The organism is Rhodopseudomonas sp. P1 (assembly GCF_039642825.1).
GTDB lineage: Bacteria > Pseudomonadota > Alphaproteobacteria > Rhizobiales > Xanthobacteraceae > Rhodopseudomonas > Rhodopseudomonas palustris_H.
The window spans coordinates 426,528-442,439 of record NZ_CP088006.1 but is presented as its reverse complement, the minus strand read 5'-3'; the positions used below and the strand labels follow the sequence as shown (position 1 = coordinate 442,439).

General features: G+C 64.6%; 11 protein-coding genes and 1 riboswitch. Of the genes, 6 read left to right on the top strand and 5 right to left on the bottom strand.

The window, feature by feature from the left end:
• Window positions 1–35: 35 nt before the first annotated feature.
• The 3 genes from LRC39_RS02095 to typA form a co-directional block, all read right to left on the bottom strand.
• A complete protein-coding gene (locus LRC39_RS02095; protein WP_011155978.1) occupies window positions 36–545 on the bottom strand; it encodes a GNAT family N-acetyltransferase in 510 nt (169 codons plus the stop codon).
• Window positions 546–720: 175 nt separating this feature from the next.
• The gene (locus LRC39_RS02090) at window positions 721–1,989 is read right to left on the bottom strand and encodes a flavin monoamine oxidase family protein (protein WP_346296188.1); all 1,269 of its coding nucleotides are present in this window, start codon (window positions 1,987–1,989) and stop codon (window positions 721–723) included.
• A 229-nt stretch (window positions 1,990–2,218) separates the two neighbouring features.
• Window positions 2,219–4,042, bottom strand: a complete 1,824-nt coding sequence (gene typA, locus LRC39_RS02085; protein ID WP_164603455.1) for a translational GTPase TypA — start codon at window positions 4,040–4,042, stop codon at window positions 2,219–2,221.
• A gap of 614 nt (window positions 4,043–4,656) precedes the next feature.
• Between typA and LRC39_RS02080 the strand changes: the two genes are divergently transcribed.
• From LRC39_RS02080 to LRC39_RS02070, 3 genes are all read left to right on the top strand, one after another.
• Complete coding sequence (locus LRC39_RS02080) at window positions 4,657–5,484, top strand: hypothetical protein (protein ID WP_346296187.1); 828 nt, start codon at window positions 4,657–4,659, stop codon at window positions 5,482–5,484.
• A 1,128-nt stretch (window positions 5,485–6,612) separates the two neighbouring features.
• Window positions 6,613–6,808: riboswitch (cobalamin riboswitch) on the top strand.
• Between the two features lie 109 nt (window positions 6,809–6,917).
• Complete coding sequence (locus LRC39_RS02075) at window positions 6,918–9,194, top strand: TonB-dependent receptor (protein ID WP_346296186.1); 2,277 nt, start codon at window positions 6,918–6,920, stop codon at window positions 9,192–9,194.
• Between the two features lie 4 nt (window positions 9,195–9,198).
• The gene (locus LRC39_RS02070; protein ID WP_346296185.1) at window positions 9,199–10,644 is read left to right on the top strand and encodes a PepSY domain-containing protein; all 1,446 of its coding nucleotides are present in this window, start codon (window positions 9,199–9,201) and stop codon (window positions 10,642–10,644) included.
• Window positions 10,645–10,647: 3 nt separating this feature from the next.
• Here LRC39_RS02070 and LRC39_RS02065 read toward each other — a convergent pair whose 3' ends face one another.
• Entirely contained in the window at window positions 10,648–12,093 is a 1,446-nt protein-coding gene (locus tag LRC39_RS02065; RefSeq protein ID WP_346296184.1) for a TAXI family TRAP transporter solute-binding subunit, read from the bottom strand.
• Window positions 12,094–12,222: 129 nt separating this feature from the next.
• Between LRC39_RS02065 and LRC39_RS02060 the strand changes: the two genes are divergently transcribed.
• Complete coding sequence (locus LRC39_RS02060; protein WP_346296183.1) at window positions 12,223–12,525, top strand: 4a-hydroxytetrahydrobiopterin dehydratase; 303 nt, start codon at window positions 12,223–12,225, stop codon at window positions 12,523–12,525.
• Between the two features lie 83 nt (window positions 12,526–12,608).
• Complete coding sequence (locus LRC39_RS02055; RefSeq protein ID WP_164572975.1) at window positions 12,609–12,983, top strand: YkvA family protein; 375 nt, start codon at window positions 12,609–12,611, stop codon at window positions 12,981–12,983.
• A 21-nt stretch (window positions 12,984–13,004) separates the two neighbouring features.
• Here LRC39_RS02055 and LRC39_RS02050 read toward each other — a convergent pair whose 3' ends face one another.
• Window positions 13,005–13,625, bottom strand: a complete 621-nt coding sequence (locus LRC39_RS02050) for a TetR/AcrR family transcriptional regulator (protein ID WP_346296182.1) — start codon at window positions 13,623–13,625, stop codon at window positions 13,005–13,007.
• Window positions 13,626–13,761: 136 nt separating this feature from the next.
• On the opposite strand from LRC39_RS02050, the gene LRC39_RS02045 reads away from it, so the two are divergent.
• The gene (locus LRC39_RS02045) at window positions 13,762–15,897 is read left to right on the top strand and encodes an NAD(P)/FAD-dependent oxidoreductase (RefSeq protein ID WP_346296181.1); all 2,136 of its coding nucleotides are present in this window, start codon (window positions 13,762–13,764) and stop codon (window positions 15,895–15,897) included.
• Window positions 15,898–15,912 lie beyond the last annotated feature (15 nt).

Here is a 15,912-nt window from a genome sequence, read left to right as displayed (position 1 = left end):
AGCCTGCGCTGGCGGCGTTCGCCAGCGCAAAAAGCTTAGTTGCTCCAGGCAAACGCAACCTTGTCGAGCGACTTCGGCCCGAACCGCTCCGACGAGCGGGCGACCATCCGGCCGCCGAGGGCGCGATAGAACTCGGTCGCCGGCTCGTTATCGGACAGCGCCCAGATCACCATGCTCTTCAGGCCGCTCTGCACCAGATCGCGCCGGGCGGCGGCGAACAGGCGGCGGCCGAAGCCGAGCCCCTGGAACTCGGGACGCAGATAAAGCTCGTAGATCTCGCCTTCGAACTGCAGGCTGCGGGCGCGGTTACGACCGTAATTGGCGTAGCCGGCAATCTTGTCGCCGAAGCACAGCACGCTGATTCGGCTGCCCTTGCGGATCGCCGAGTCCCACCAGGTCGGACCGCGGCGGTTGATCAGCTTTTCCAGCTCCGCACCCGGGATGATGCCCTGATACGCGGAACGCCAGGCTTCGTCATGGGTGGCCGCGACCGCGGACGCATCCGCTGCCCTTGCCGCTCGTACCTCGATCAGGGTCGTGCTCATGACGGTGATCAAAGCAAGTCGCGGGGCCGGCTTCAAGCTCCAACGTTAATTATCGGTTAACGTGTGGATTTTCTGCACCAGACGCCGCCCGCGCTGTGCCGGAATCGGACAACTCACCGGAAGGCCTGCGTATTTCCGCGCCGATTTGCGGCAGTCGCGACACGTCGGGTGGAAGTTAGTTCGCGGCGAAACCTGCACCGCTGCGACAATCGATCGCTTGTCGCGCTGCACGCTCGCCCGAATCACGCGCCCCATGGGCGGTCGAGAAGAACTGCGGCGAGGTCGCCTCCCCGGCAAAGAACAGCCGGCCGTCGACCGGCGCGGCCAGCACCGCGCGGGCGCCGGCATGGCCGGGCAGCGCGTGCGAATAGGCGCCGCGCGCGAACGGATCGTGGGCCCATCGCGATTCCGCCAGCGGCGACAGCTTGCGGCGGATGTCGTTGCCGAGCAGATCGGCGATCTCGTCGACCGCCTGCGCGGCGAACGCCCCCTCGCCGGCGTCTTCCAGCTCACGCGCGTAGCGGCCGCCGAAGAAGCCCTCGATGCAATCATGACCGAACGGGCGCAGGTGATACGTCCCCATCGCGCTCCGCATCGTGGCAGCGCGTAAGTTGCCGTCGGCGGGAAAGCCGTTCGGATCGGACAGCTTCAGCATCACCTTGTCGTCGACGCCGAGCGGCAGATGGCGCGCGGCCTCGACCTTGTCCGGCAACGCCGGCGCAAACCGGATGGCCTCGTCGGCGATCAGATTGGTCGGCACCGTGATGATGACCTGGCTGGCACTGAGCGTGCCGAGCGAGGTCTTGATTTTGATCTGCCGCTCGGAGTGATCGATCAGCTCGACCACACAGTTCAGCGCAACCGGACATGGCGCACCGTAGGCCGCAATCAGCGTGCCGTAGCCTTCGCGAACCCGCCAATTGATGCCGGTGTCGCGATAGGATTCGAGATCGTGCACCGAGATGCGATCAAGCTCGGCGCCGTTGACGTAGGTCGACACCGCATCGATCATCGGATTCCAGCGGTTGCCCGGCTCGAGCAAGGTCGCTGCAGCAACGTCGGTTTTCTTTTTCGCCGCGCGCCAGACCCGCTCGTAGAACGCATCGAGCGCCTTGCCGAAGGCGGCGCGGTCGCGCTTGGGAAACACATCGCCGAAGCTCGCCTCGCCCCACGGCGGGTGCGTCTTGTCGATGCCAATGCCGAGCTGCTCGGCGATGCCGACGAACGAGTTCTCGTCGGCCGAATGCAGCCAGCCGCATCCGACGTCGAATGCGATCTCCGGCGTCACCATCCGGGTCCAGGCCCGGCCGCCGATCCGGCTGCGCGCTTCCAGCACGATCACCGACAGACCCGCGCCCTCCAGCGCCCGCGCCGCGCCAAGGCCGGCCGCGCCGGCGCCGATGATCGCGATGTCGACCGATGATGGAAGGCTGGATGACGGCATGCCCGATTCTACCATGGCGATGACGGCGGTTGGATGTCAGGGCCGCTGAAACGACGATGCCCGGCACGAAGGCCGGGCATCGGGTATCGAAACGGCGTCAAGTTCCAGCGTTCGGATTGATCACCGACCTCTCAGCGTCATTGCGAGGAGCGAAGCGACGAAGCAATCCAGAGCTCGGTGCACGGGCCCCTGGATTGCTTCGCTTCGCTCGCAATGACGGAAAGGGAGATCAGGCGACCGCCTGCTTGCTCTTCTCGGCGCGCTTGCGCTCGTTGGGGTCGAGCAGGCGCTTGCGCAGCCGGATCGACTTCGGGGTGATCTCGACCAGCTCGTCGTCCTCGATGTAGGCCAGCGCCTTTTCGAGCGTCATCCGGATCGGCGGCGTCAGGCGCACCGCTTCGTCCTTCGAGGTGGTGCGGATGTTGGTGAGCTGCTTGCCCTTGAGCACGTTGATCTCGAGATCGTTGTCGCGGGTGTGCTCGCCGACGATCATGCCCTTGTAGACCTTCCAGCCCGGCTCGATCATCATCGGACCGCGATCTTCGAGCTTGAACATCGCATAGGCGACCGCCTCGCCCTGATCGTTGGAGATCAGCACGCCGTTGCGGCGGCCCTGGATCTCGCCGCGATACGGCAGGTAGTCGTGGAACAGCCGGTTCATGATCGCGGTGCCCTTGGTGTCGGTCATCAGTTCGCCCTGGTAACCGATCAGGCCGCGGGTCGGCGCGTAGAATACCAGGCGCAGACGGTTGCCGCCCGAGGGCCGCATCTCGATCATCTCGGCCTTGCGTTCGCTCATCTTCTGCACGACGACGCCGGAGAACTCCTCGTCGACGTCGATCACGACTTCCTCGACCGGCTCGAGCAGCTGGCCGTTCTCGTCGCGGGTCAGCACGACGCGCGGACGCGACACGCTGAGTTCGAATCCTTCACGGCGCATGTTCTCGATCAGGATCGCGAGCTGCAATTCGCCGCGGCCCGACACTTCCATCGCGTCCTTGTCGGCGGATTCGACGACGCGCAGCGCGACGTTGCCCTCGGCCTCGCGGAGCAGACGGTCGCGGATCAGGCGGCTGGTCACCTTGTCGCCTTCGGTGCCGGCGAGCGGCGAGTTGTTGACGATGAACGACATCGACACGGTCGGCGGATCGATCGCCTGGGCCTGGATCGGAGTATCGACCGCCGGATCGCAGAAGGTGTCGGCGACCGTCCCCTTGGTCAGGCCGGCGATCGCCACGATGTCACCGGCTTCGGCGATATCGAGCGGCACGCGCTCGAGGCCGCGGAAGGCGAGGATCTTGCTGATACGACCCTGCTCGACCAACTTGCCGTCGCGCGACAGCACCTTGACGGCCTGGTTCGGCTTCACCGAGCCCGACGCGATGCGGCCGGTGATGATGCGGCCGAGATAGGGGTTGGCTTCGAGGATGGTGCCGAGCAGACGGAACGGGCCTTCTTCGACCACCGGGGCGTGAACGTGCTTGAGCACCAGCTCGAACAGCGGCTTCATGCCTTCGCTCGCATCGCCGTCCGGCTTGTCCGACATCCAGCCGTTTTTGCCGGAGCCGTACAGGATCGGGAAGTCGAGCTGCTCGTCGGTGGCGTCGAGCGCGGCGAACAGGTCGAACACCTCGTTGACCACTTCGGTGACGCGGGCGTCGGAGCGGTCGACCTTGTTGATCGCGACGATCGGCTTGAGGCCGAGCTTGAGCGCCTTGCCGACCACGAATTTGGTCTGCGGCATCGGGCCTTCGGCGGCGTCGACCAGCACGATCACGCCGTCGACCATCGACAGGATGCGCTCGACCTCGCCGCCGAAGTCGGCGTGGCCAGGCGTGTCGACGATGTTGATGTGGGTTTCGCCCCAGACCACCGAGGTGCACTTCGCCAGAATGGTGATGCCACGCTCGCGTTCGAGGTCGTTGGAGTCCATCGCCCGTTCGACCTGGCGCTGGTTGTCGCGATAGGTGCCGGACTGCTGCAGCAGCTTGTCGACAAGAGTGGTCTTGCCGTGGTCGACGTGGGCGATAATAGCGATATTACGGAGGTTCATGGCTCTCTGTCGGTCCTGCGGGCGTTGCCTGATCAGCGCGATCACAGGCACACCGCGCGAATCGCCGAAGGACGCACCGCAGCCAGCCTGTGTCTGAAACGCGCCGGGCAATCGCAATCTGCAATCGCAAAAAACAGGCCCGGCCGAATAGGACCGGGCACCAGCACGCGTTGCGACGCAATATACGCAGAAATCGCGAAATAACAATGACGGTTGCGGATGGACAGACCTGCTTCGGCGCGGTGGCCGCCGGAACGTGCCTCGGAGCACCTCCGTCTTTATGCGGCGTAATGTAGCTATCTCACCACGATAAAAGTCTATAAAAATCAACACCTTATCCATTCAGCGATCACCGCCAAAGAGTGCTGAGCGACGATTCACAACTGTCTCAACCGAGGATTTTCAGTCTTGAAGAAAGAAAGGGAATCGGGCATGCTCCAAAACGACAAACAGCCACCCAGAGGGTGGCCGTTTGAAGCGATCTTCGGCGGTAGAGCAATCCGGCTCGCCGTAGCGAAGGCGGAATCGAGCACCAGCTAGGACCGAGCGTAGGAAGCTTAATTTTAGCGAGATGCTCGGTTCCGGTCAACGACTACCCAATGTCGGGACCAATCGTGGAGACCAGCAAGGCCAGCATACGCGAGCAGCTTGAACGTGAGAGGGTTCGTCTGATGGACGAAGCCGCTCAACGTATCGAGGCGGCGCGAGCGCTTGAAGTCAAGATGGCAAAGCTGGCCGAGCTGGAAAAGCTCGCTGCCGACTACGGCTATCGGCTGACCCCAACTGACGGATCGTCAGAGCCGCCTACCCAGGAGACGACCGCTCCCCCGCCCAAACGGGAGCGTACTGCCACCTCCAACCAGTATGACGGCACGTTCGGCGGACTGATTGACCGGTACCGAAGCGACGAACGGTCCCCGTACAATCAGTTGAAGCATAACGTTCGCAATAACTACGACTTCACCCTTAATCGCCTGCGCAGCGAGATCGGCGCGGAACTGGTCCGAGATTGGAGTGCCGCTCGCGTGCAGCGTCAGTACGACGACAGTTGGGCGGCAAACGGCAAGTTGGCTATGGGCCACGCGGTTGTTGGCAAACTCCGATTGTTAATGACCTTCGGCTCTACGATTCTGAATGATGACGCCTGCACTAGGCTAAGTTCTATCTTGGGGAACATGCGTTTCCCTAGGTCAAGTTCAACGCCGCGTGTTGGGTTGCTGACGGTTGAGCATGTGGACAGCATAAGAAGGCAGGCCCATAGCTGGGGGCTTCATTCCATTGCGCTTGCCCAAGCCTTTCAGTTCGAAGTCCCAGGTCTCCGGCAAATGGATGTTATCGGCGAATGGGTGCCGTTGAGTGAACCGGGCCCCCCTCCGAAATCGCGAAAGGCGACGAAAAGTGGATGCGCGGTCTCCGATGGTCAGACATCGATGAAAACATGATACTTCAAAGGATGCTAAGTGGAGGCCGATTCAGCGAGGAAAGAGCAATCGTTGTCGATCTCAAGAAGTGCCCAAGAGTAATGGAAGAGATTGGCAAGACTCCTCCTTGGCTCAAGAACGGTCCGCTGATTGTGAGCGAGTCGACTGGGCTTCCTTGGAGGCACGCAGAGTATCGGAGAAAATGGCGGCAAATCGCCAATTCAGTTGGCGTTCCAAAAACCGTCAAGAATATGGACAGCGGCCGAACCGGCGATAACCAATCCGCAACCGCTGTGGGGATCTTCGGGTGATATTGCCGGATGCAAAGAAATCCGGGGCCACAAAGGCCCCGGTGGTCTCTCTAACCAAGTGTGGCACCCGCTGACGGGCGGGTCGAAAGGTAGGTGGTACATGACAACATAAAGCTGCCAGATCACCAAAGAGGCTGTCGATCATGTTGGCGCATGGTCGGCAGCTTCTGCGGAGGGCCGGGGCTGGTGCCGCTAGCTGGATTTCCACCCGCGACGCTTGGGTCCAATCCCCAACCGGTCCACCATTTCTAATATCAGATTCAACCGGTTATGTCCACTTGGACGCCGATATGCCTTGGAGTGTTTCACTCTCAACAAATGAGACGCCAGCCTTTTTCCAGAGCCGCTTTCATTGCCGTTAGAATGTTCGCAATCGGCGCGCGGTGGGTCTTTTCAAAATCCTGCACGGTCAAAAGGGACGGCGTCCAGGTCGCCCGTATAGCCCAGCGTCCCGAGAACCAAGTCAATCGCGCCTACGTCGTTCTTGATCTCGGCTAGGCGTTCCCTGATGCGCTGGGCTTCGTTGAACGGTCCGCGCGCTTCGTAAGTAGCCCGTTGACGGTTTGCTCAAATGTCTCGGTTCGGGACCGCTTTATGGTCTCGGTCACGTCAGATCGCCCCTGCCAGCATGTTCGCGCCTTTGGACCGCAACGGCAGCGGCTTAGTAAGTTTGCTGCCTAAGGCCAGGCTTTGTTGCTCAGAGCGCTTGACCCATCTATGTAATGTTATAACGTCACATCCATCGTCGCCGAGATAGGTAATTTCATAGTGCAGCCGCTGCCCCTTGGACTGACTGGATTTTTTCCGTTCGGTTCGTTGACACCGCTGCCGTATGTCCAATACCGTGCCCAGCGACGGTTCCCGAAAGGGATCAATAGGGAACGCGGTGCGGGTCTTCGGGCTCTATTCCGCGGCTGCCCCCGCAACTGTAAGCGGCGAGCCATTCGCCACACGCCACTGGGCTTTCGTCCTGGGAAGGCGGTGAACGGCAACGACCCGCGAGCCAGGAGACCTGCCGTCAGTCGTGGTCACACGCGAGCACATCGGGCGGGGTGTCCTGGTGCGAGTCGAACCGGAGCCCACAAGAAGGCTGCGGCAGACCTGTTTCGCGGTGACGTGCCACGTTAGCCGCGAGCCAAGAAAATGACTCCCGCCGTTCTGCCTCTCGGGCGCAATCGTCGCCTGCTGTCCTCTGTCGCCCTCGTCCCTCTCCTCTGGCCGGTCGACGGCCTTGCGCAAACCGCCTCGGCCAATCCGCGCGGTCTCGACCCGATCGTGGTCGAGGGCCAGACCGTACGTGCCGCCAAGCCGCGCGCGACGGCCAATGCCGGATCGTCGCGCCAGCGCCGCGCCGCCGCACGTCCGGTCGCGACGCCCGCCCCCGCGCCCACTCAGCCGACGACGACCGCGGCGACCGCCCCGACCTTCAACCTCGGCACCCCGTCCTCGACCGGCAGCCGCCTCGGCCTGACGCCGCTGCAGACACCGGCCAGCGTCGAAGTGATTCGCGCCGAAACCATCGCCGAGCGCGGTCAGCACAACGTCATCGACGCTGTGACGCAGAACGCCACGGGCTTCACCGCGAGCCCGCGCCCGGGAAATGGCGGCCTCGCCTTCACCACCCGCGGCTTCACCGGCAACGGCACGGTGATGTCGCTCTACGACGGCACCCGGCTGTATGTCGGCTCCGGCACCATGACGTTCCCGTTCGACACCTGGACGGCGCAGAGCATCGAAGTGCTGCGCGGCCCGGCCTCGGTGATGTATGGCGAAGGCGCGATCGGCGGCGCCATCAACGTGATCTCCAAGAAGCCGCTCGATGTGGCGCGCAACGAAGCCGAGATCTCGCTAGACACCAACCTGACCCGGCGTCTCGCGGTCGACTCCGGCGGCCCGATCAATCCCAATGTCAGCTATCGGCTGGCGGCGATCGGCAACATGTCGGACGGCTGGGTCGACCGTGACAAGACATCGAACGTCGCGGTGTCCGGTTCGGTCCGGGTACAGGCCGCCGACAATCTCGCCTTTACGCTGAGCGAAGACTACGCCGACCGCAGCCCGTCGCGCTATTTCGGCACGCCTTTGGTGAACGGCCGGCTCGACGAGTCGCTGCGCTTCCAGAACTACAATGTCGGCGATGCCTCGATCCGCTATCGCGACAACTGGACCCAGCTCAAGACCGAGTGGGACGTTGCCGAAGGCGTCTCGGTGAAGAACGTCACCTACTATCTCAGCACGCACCGGCACTGGAAGGACGTCGAGAGCTACGCGTTCAGCCCGACCACCGGAAATATCAACCGCAGCTCCTATATCGAGATCTTTCACGACCAGGAGCAGATCGGCAACCGCTTCGACACCACCTTCAAGGGCCATGTCTTCGGCCTCGCCAACGAATTCGTCGCCGGCTTCGACGTCAACCGCATCGCCTTCACCCATACCAACAACTCGCCTTACGCCGGCACTTCCTCGGTGCCCACGTACAATTTCGATCCGGGCACTTTCCTGCCGGTGAGCCCGACACGGCCGAGCTTCCATACGCTGACGACGCAATATGGCGTGTTCGCCGAGAACCGGCTCAGCCTGACCGACCAGCTTTCGCTGATCGGCGGCATCCGCTCTGACAATCCGACGGTGCAGCGCACCGATTTCCTCTCGCCTTCGAACAGCTTCGAGAAGACCTACTCGGCGCCGAGCTGGCGGGTCGGGGCGGTGTACAATCCGATCGAGAACCTCTCGATCTACGGCCAGTATTCGACCGCGGTCGATCCGGTCACCAACCTGATCACCATGACGGGCGTGAACCGCGACTTCTCGCTGTCGACCGGCAAGCAGGTCGAAGTCGGCATCAAGCAGCAGCTCGCCGGCGGTCGCGCCGAATGGACCCTGGCGGCGTATCACATCGTCAAGAACAACCTGCTGGCGCGCGATCCTCAGAACCCCGCCAACACCAATCCGCTGCAGATCGGCCAGCAATCGTCGCGCGGCATCGAAGCCTCGGCCGGCCTCAAGGTCACCGAAACCATCCGGCTCGACGCCAACTTCGCCTGGCTGCGGGCCAAATACGACGACTTCACCCAGGTGGTCGGCGGCCGGGCGGTGAACTACGCCGGCAACGTCCCCAACAACGTGCCGCAGATCGTCAGCAACATCTGGGCGACCTGGGCGTTCGCGCCGGGCTGGTCGGCCAATGCCGGCATCCAGCTCGTCGGCGACACCTGGGCCGACGACGCCAATACGCTGGTGCGGCCGGCCTATAACGTCGTCAATGCCGGGCTGATGTGGAAGCCGGACGCCCGGCAGACGCTGGCACTGCGGGTCTATAATCTGTTCGACACCGTCTATGCGACTTCCGGCGGCACGTCGCAGTGGATCCTCGGCATGCCGCGCACCGCGGAACTCTCCTACAACGTGAAGTTCTAGAGCGATGTCCAGCGTCGTCAGGCGCGCGAAGCGGTGGCTGTATCTCGGCCACCGCTGGCTCGGCATCGCAGGGTGTCTGCTGTTCGCGATGTGGTTCATCTCCGGCGTGGTGATGATGTACGTCGCGTTTCCGCATTTCGACAAAGAAGAACGCTGGGCGGCGTTGCCCGACCTCGCCTGGCAGCGCGTCTTGCTGCCGCCCGATCAGGCGATGCAGGTGGCCGGCGTGACGCACTATCCGCGCGACCTGCGGCTGGTGATGCTCGATACCGAGCCGGTGTACCGTCTGCTCGACTGGAGCGGCCGGCGCACCACCGTCTCGGCGGTCGACGGCCGCAAGATCGATCAAGTCAGCGCCGATCAGGCGCTGGGGATCGCGCGGCACCATCCGGCCGCAGTCGCGCCGCGGCTGATCGAGGCGGTCGATCGCGACCAATGGAGCGTGACGTCGCGCTACGATCCGTTCAGGCCGCTGTACCTGATCGGGCTCGGCGACGCCGCCGGGACAGAGCTCTATGTTGCGTCCCGCGGCGGCGAGATCGTGCTCGATACGACACGGCAAGAGCGGATCTGGAATTGGTTCGGCGCGATCCCGCACTGGATCTACTTCACAGTGCTGCGCCAGGACGGGCCGCTATGGCGGCAGGTGGTGCTGTGGGTCTCTGGCATCTTGATGGCGGTCGCGGCGAGCGGCGTCTGGATCGGACTGCTCCGCGCCGGCCTGCGGCGGCGCTACGCATCGGGCCGGATCACGCCGTATCGCGGCTGGATGGCGTGGCACCACATCACCGGGCTGATCGGCGGCGTGGTCGTGCTGACCTGGATGGCCTCGGGCTGGCTGTCGATGAATCCGGGCGAGGCCTTCGCCCGCCGCGGCGAGAGCCGCGACATGCTGCAGCGCTATGCCGGCCACGATGCTCCGACGATCGCTGCCAAGCTTCCCTCCACGCTTCTTCCGGGCGTCGTCGAAGCCCGCTTCGCCTGGATCGGCGGCACGCCGCTAATGCTGCTGGGACACCGTGACGGACGCCAGACTGCCGCCGATCCTGAAGACAGCACGGCAAAACAGCTGCCGGAGGAAACGATCATCGCCGCCGCAGCCACGCTGCTCCCGGACGCCACGATGGTGCTACGGCAGCGGCTCGAACGGTACGACACCTATTGGTACCAGCACCATCGGCAGCGCGTGCTGCCGGTGCTCCGGGTCGGCTTCGACGACCCAGCCTCAACCTGGTTTCACCTCGATCCCGCAACCGGTGAGCTGCTCGGGCGCAGCGACACCAGCGCGCGGAGCTATCGGTGGTTGTTCAATGCCCCACACAGCTTCGACTTCCCGGTGCTGCTGGCGTATCGGCCGGCCTGGGATCTGGTGGTGATCGTGCTGTCACTCGCCGGCCTGGTGATCTCGGTCAGCGGCGTGGTGATCGGCTGGCGGCGGTTGGTGCGCTGAACGCTACACCGCCTGCGGCCGGGCGCCACGCACCGGCGGTAGCGACGTCACGTCGGCAAGCAGCAGCTTGCGGTCGGTGACGGCGTTGTGGAACTGCTCCAGCGCGATGCTGAACGCCGTCAGCGCCGCGCTGTCGATCGCACCGTTCTCGTAAGCCGTCAGCGTGTCGCGCAGGATTGCGTCGGCCTCGGTCTGCATGGCATCGAGTTCTTCGGCCGAACTGCAGCGGCGCGCGGTCGCCAGCATGTCGAGCAGCCGCTCGCGCTGCGACGCCGTGCTGGTGCGTTCATCCTTGCGCAGGAAACTGGCGAACCACGCACCGGCCGACCCCATCAGCGACAATCCCATCAGCGAGAACCAGATCAGGTCGCTGTAGCGATCGAGGAAGCTCTTCTCTTCGCCGTCCACATAGGCGGCGGCGCCCGGCTGCACCGGAATCACCGCATCCTTGTCGGTGTCGGGCGTTTCGATCTTCGCGGCGAGCGGCACTTCACCCATCACGATCTGGCGGGCGGTGAACAATTGCTCGGTGAACGTCGCGATCGTGGTGTCGGAGGCGCCTTCGCGCGCCACGATGTAATGCGAAAAGCTGACGGTCTTGATCTCGTTGTCCGGCCGCGCCGGTGCGCCGCCGAACGCGCCGGCCGGAATCGACGCCGCCTCATAGGACGGGTGATTGGCTGCCAGCGCTTCGGAGGATTCGATCGACAGGAACACCGGCTCGCGCCCGGTGTGAGCGGTTGCCGCCACCGCATCGCCGATGATCTTGCTGTTGAGCGGACCGGCGGCCAGCAGCGCATCGACCTTGCCGGTGCGGACCGCGTCGGCGACTTCGGCCACCGGTACCGCCAGCGTCTGCACTTTCGACGGATCGACGCCGTATTGCTGCAGGATCACCGTGAGCAGACCAGCGTTGGCTTCGGTGCGACCGACGACGCCGACCCGCTTGCCGGTCAGATCGGTGATGGCGGCGATGCCCGCGCTCTTGCTGCCCTTGCGTTTGCCTTTCGGCTCCGTGCTTGCAGGCGCCCACAGCACCGCGACGTTCTTATGCAGCACGGCCACCGACTGGGCCTGCTTCGGAACCGGCAGGTCGCCGCGGATCACCGCGAGATCGACGGAGCCGGACTTCAACGCCAACGCGCTCGCGGCCGGACCATCGGTCACCACCGGCCGCAACCGAACGGTATTACGCTCGCGTGCAAACACTTGGGCAAGCGCCTGGATCAGCTTGTAATCGTCGCCGGTCTGCGGCCCGACCGCGATCTTGAGGGTGACGGGCCGCATCGCGAAGTAATAACCCGCGCTGGCGATCCCGATCAGCGACAGGATCGTCGCCAGCACGACCAACAGCATCCGGCGCCAGGGCGAGCGCAAAGACGGCTGCAGCATCGTCTCCAGGGAGTCGGAACCGTCCGCCAACCGTGACAATCGCTGCGTGCTGCTCATCCGTGATCCGAACCCGTCCCGTCAGCAGTTCCCAGCGGACGCTGGTTCCGCCGCCTGCTGCTTCGCTAGCCGAGCGGTTTGGCTGCATTATGGTGGTGCCGGGGCGACGGCACTTGGGAGACACACGGCATGAAGCGATTAACTGAAGCAGACCGACGGACCGCGCTGGCGGACCTCACCGGCTGGCGCGAGGTCGAAGGCCGCGAGGCAATCGGCCGCAGCTATCAGTTTCGCGACTTTGGCGAAGCGTTCGGCTTCATGACGCGGGTCGCGCTGGTCGCCGAAAAGGCCGATCATCACCCCGAATGGCGCAACGTTTACAGGACGGTGGACGTTGTGCTGACGACTCATGATGCCGGCGGCGTCACCGAGCGTGACATCCGGCTTGCCCAGGCGATGGACGCGATCGCCGCGCAATGCGGCGCGAAGTGACGCGCAGTCTTGCGAGCACGCCGGCCGATCACCAAATCCGGCGGGACCGATCATTTTGTTCCGCCGCGCGCGGGAGTGCTTCGATGACGACTGATCACAGCGTGGGGTTCGAACCTGCCGACCGCTTGGCGCAGGACCCGGAACAGGTGCGCCGGCGGTTCTGGCGCAAGATCAAAAGCGTCGCGGTCCGGCTTCCGTTCGTCGAAGACATTCTGGCCGCGTATTACTGCGCGTTCGACCGGCAGACGCCGCGGCACGTCCAGATCGCGCTGCTGGGTGCGATCGCTTACTTCATCCTGCCGTTCGATTTCCTGCCCGATTTCCTGCCGGTGTTGGGCTTCACCGACGACGCCGCGATCCTCGCCACCGCGCTGCGGATGGTCGCCAGCAACATCACGCCCGAACACCGCGAAGCCGCGCGCGCCGCGATGCAGCGCGGGCTGGAAGAAGAGGCGTAACGACGCCCTGCCGTATTCCGTTTAAGCCGGCTCGAGCATCCGCGCCAAAACCCGCGTGGCGAGTGCGGCACGTTGCGCCATCGCGTCCGTGCTGATCGGCGGCTCGCCGAGCAGGGCTTGCAGCGGCGCGATCCCGATCAGCACTGAAAAGAACACGCTGATCAGCGTCGCGACCTCATCGCAGCGGATGATGCCGCGGTCCGCAGCCTGCTCGAAGAACCGCGTCGCGGCCTGCGTCACCGGCGCCCGGCCGCTGGCTTCCAGCTCGCGCGCGACCGAACCGCCGCCGCGCCCCGCTTCGGCGATCGCCAGCCGATACATCGCGGTCCGCTCCGGATGCAGCAGCTCGCTGAGGAAGATCCGGCCGAACTGCTCCAGCACGACGAGAAACTGCTGCCGGTTTTGCGGCTCCGGGAGCTCCGGCGACGGCTGCATCCTGGCGGCGCCATAGCGGATCAGCGCCGTCAGGATCTCCTGCTTGCTGGCGAAGAACTCGTACAGCGTCCGCTTCGAGGTGCGAGCGCGGCGGACGATCTCGGCGGTGGTCGCCGCCTCGAACCCCTTCTCGACGAAGACATCGAAGGCGGCCTGCAGGATCGCTGCGCGGCGCTGGTCTTGCTCAGTTTCTTGTTGTTTTTCCATAACTTGGCGACCGCTTCAGTTGCCCCCGAGATTCCGGTACCAAACGGTACCAGATGTGATAGATTGTGGTACCCAATGGTACCGCAAGCGCGACCGACGTCAAAGCCGGTGTTTGGCGGACCTGAGCGGAGGCAGCATGAAGACCTTCCTGACGGTGAAACTGGTCCTGGTTCCGTTTGCGGTGTTCTGGGCGTTGCTGGCACTGCATCAGCCGGCCATGGCGATGTGGTCAGGCCTCGCACTCTCGCTCGCGGGCAATGCCTGGCGGGCCTATCGGCGCGAGCTGTTCGTACTCGAAGCCGGCGGCCTGGTGCTGTTCGCAGGCCTCGCGGCCCTGCACCTGATCGATCCGGCGACCGCGGCCGCCAATGCACTCTGGCTGTCGTTTGCCGGGCTGGCAGCGGTCAGCGCGATTAGCCTGGCGGCCCGACGACCGTGGACGTCCGACTATTCGCGCGCCGCACATCCGGACAACGCCGAGACGCCGCAGTTCTTCCTGGTCAATGCTGCGATCACCGGTCTCTGGGCAGTGCTGTTCGCCGCGATTGCCCTCTGCCGCTATGTCGCCGCGCCGGGCGAAGTGATCACCGCGATCGTCAGCGTTGGCGCGGTGATCTCGATCTTCGGACCGAAGCTGGCCATTCACCTAATCCTGAACCGGATGGCGGCGTCACGGGAAAGCTACCGCTGGCCGGCACCGTCGTTCCCGCCGTCTGAAGGGCAGGACTGCGACGTCGTCATCATCGGATCGGGCATCGGCGGTCTGACGGCGGCGGCGCTGCTCGCCGACGCCGGACTGCGCGTGAAAGTCTTCGAGCAGCACGTCGTCGCCGGCGGCTATTGCCACACTTATTTGCGCAAGGCGCATCATCAGGGCCGGCCGGTGCTGTACCGGTTCGACGCCGGCCCGCACGACTTCTCCGGCGTGCAGCCGGGCGGGCCGTTCGCCACGCTGTTGCGGCGCCTCGGCGTCGCCGATCGCATCGTTTGGGAGCGGGTCACGCACAGTTTCCACACTGAGGCCGGTGCGATCGACGTGCCGCCGGACTGGCGCGACTACGTCAGGCTGCTCGGCGATCGGTTTCCCGGCAGCGCCAGCGGTCTCGCGGCGCTGTTCGACGAGATCAAGGCGATCTTCGACGACATGTTCGCGACCGCTGCCGGCCGCGGCGGCGTACCCGGGATGCCGTCGAGCATCGATGAGCTGCTGGCGTTTCCGCGCAATCACCCGCACGCCTATCGCTGGATGAGCCGGCCGTTCGCCGACCTGGTCGCGGCGCATGTCCAGGACCCCGCAGCGGTAGCGTTCATCAACGGCCTCGCCGGCTATATCGGCGATGGCAGCGAGCCGCCGACCTGTGCCCGGATGGTACCGATCTTCGGTTATTACTTCCACGGCGGCTATTATCCGCGCGGCGGCTCGAGCGTGGTCTCCGACGCGCTGGTCGCCGCGATCGAGGCACGCGGCGGCGAGGTGAATCTCAAGACGCCGGTGGCGCGCATCCTGATCGAGAACGAAGCGGCTGCCGGCGTGGTGCTCGGCAACGGCAGGGCAGTGCGGGCCCGCGCGGTGATCTCCAACGCAGACCTGAAGCACACACTGCTCGACCTGGTCCCGGCCGAGGCGCTGCCACGGGACGCCCTGCGCTGGATCACCGAGGCGGCGCCGGCGAATTCCTGCTTCAGCGTGCATCTCGGGCTCGACTGCGTGCCGGACATCCGCCCGTCAGTGCATCTGCACGCGCCGATGCGGATCGGGCTGGCGATGATGTCGAAGCTCGACCCGACGGCGGCACCGGCCGGACACTCGATCCTGTCGCTGATTCATCTGGTGCCGCACGCGGAGGCGAGAAGCTGGTTTCCGCCCGAGCCCGATCACGATTGGAAATCCTGGCGGCGGTCGGAGGCGTATCTGCGTCGCAAGCAGGAACTCGGCGACCGCATGATCGCGGCGGCCGAAACCGTGATCCCGAACCTGTCGCAGCACATCGTGTACCGCACCGATGCCAGCCCGGTGACCTACGCGCGCTACGACGGAGCGAGCTTCGGGTCGATCTACGGCATGTCGCGCGCCGGCCAGCTCAAAGGCTCGAAATCGCCGCTGCGCAATCTGGTGATCGCCGGCGGCGGCAACATCGGCGCGGGCATCGAGGCCGTGGTGATATCAGGCGCCGAAGCCGCCGAAGCGCTGCTACCCGGGCTGCTGGCGCGCACGCAACCGGTCGCCAGCGAGCCCGCCGCGGCTACGACGCCGGAGTTGATGCCGGCGTAACGCGATCACTCCTAA

What these genes read in the sequence shown, in the direction of transcription:
- LRC39_RS02050 (WP_346296182.1), bottom strand. Translation starts at nt 13,625, where the DNA reads ATGGAAAAACAACAAGAAACTGAGCAAGACCAGCGCCGCGCAGCGATC.
- LRC39_RS02095 (WP_011155978.1), bottom strand. Translation starts at nt 545, where the DNA reads ATGAGCACGACCCTGATCGAGGTACGAGCGGCAAGGGCAGCGGATGCG.
- LRC39_RS02060 (WP_346296183.1), top strand. Translation starts at nt 12,223, where the DNA reads ATGAAGCGATTAACTGAAGCAGACCGACGGACCGCGCTGGCGGACCTC.
- typA (WP_164603455.1), bottom strand. Translation starts at nt 4,042, where the DNA reads ATGAACCTCCGTAATATCGCTATTATCGCCCACGTCGACCACGGCAAG.
- LRC39_RS02065 (WP_346296184.1), bottom strand. Translation starts at nt 12,093, where the DNA reads ATGAGCAGCACGCAGCGATTGTCACGGTTGGCGGACGGTTCCGACTCC.
- LRC39_RS02055 (WP_164572975.1), top strand. Translation starts at nt 12,609, where the DNA reads ATGACGACTGATCACAGCGTGGGGTTCGAACCTGCCGACCGCTTGGCG.
- LRC39_RS02045 (WP_346296181.1), top strand. Translation starts at nt 13,762, where the DNA reads ATGAAGACCTTCCTGACGGTGAAACTGGTCCTGGTTCCGTTTGCGGTG.
- LRC39_RS02075 (WP_346296186.1), top strand. Translation starts at nt 6,918, where the DNA reads ATGACTCCCGCCGTTCTGCCTCTCGGGCGCAATCGTCGCCTGCTGTCC.
- LRC39_RS02090 (WP_346296188.1), bottom strand. Translation starts at nt 1,989, where the DNA reads ATGCCGTCATCCAGCCTTCCATCATCGGTCGACATCGCGATCATCGGC.
- LRC39_RS02070 (WP_346296185.1), top strand. Translation starts at nt 9,199, where the DNA reads ATGTCCAGCGTCGTCAGGCGCGCGAAGCGGTGGCTGTATCTCGGCCAC.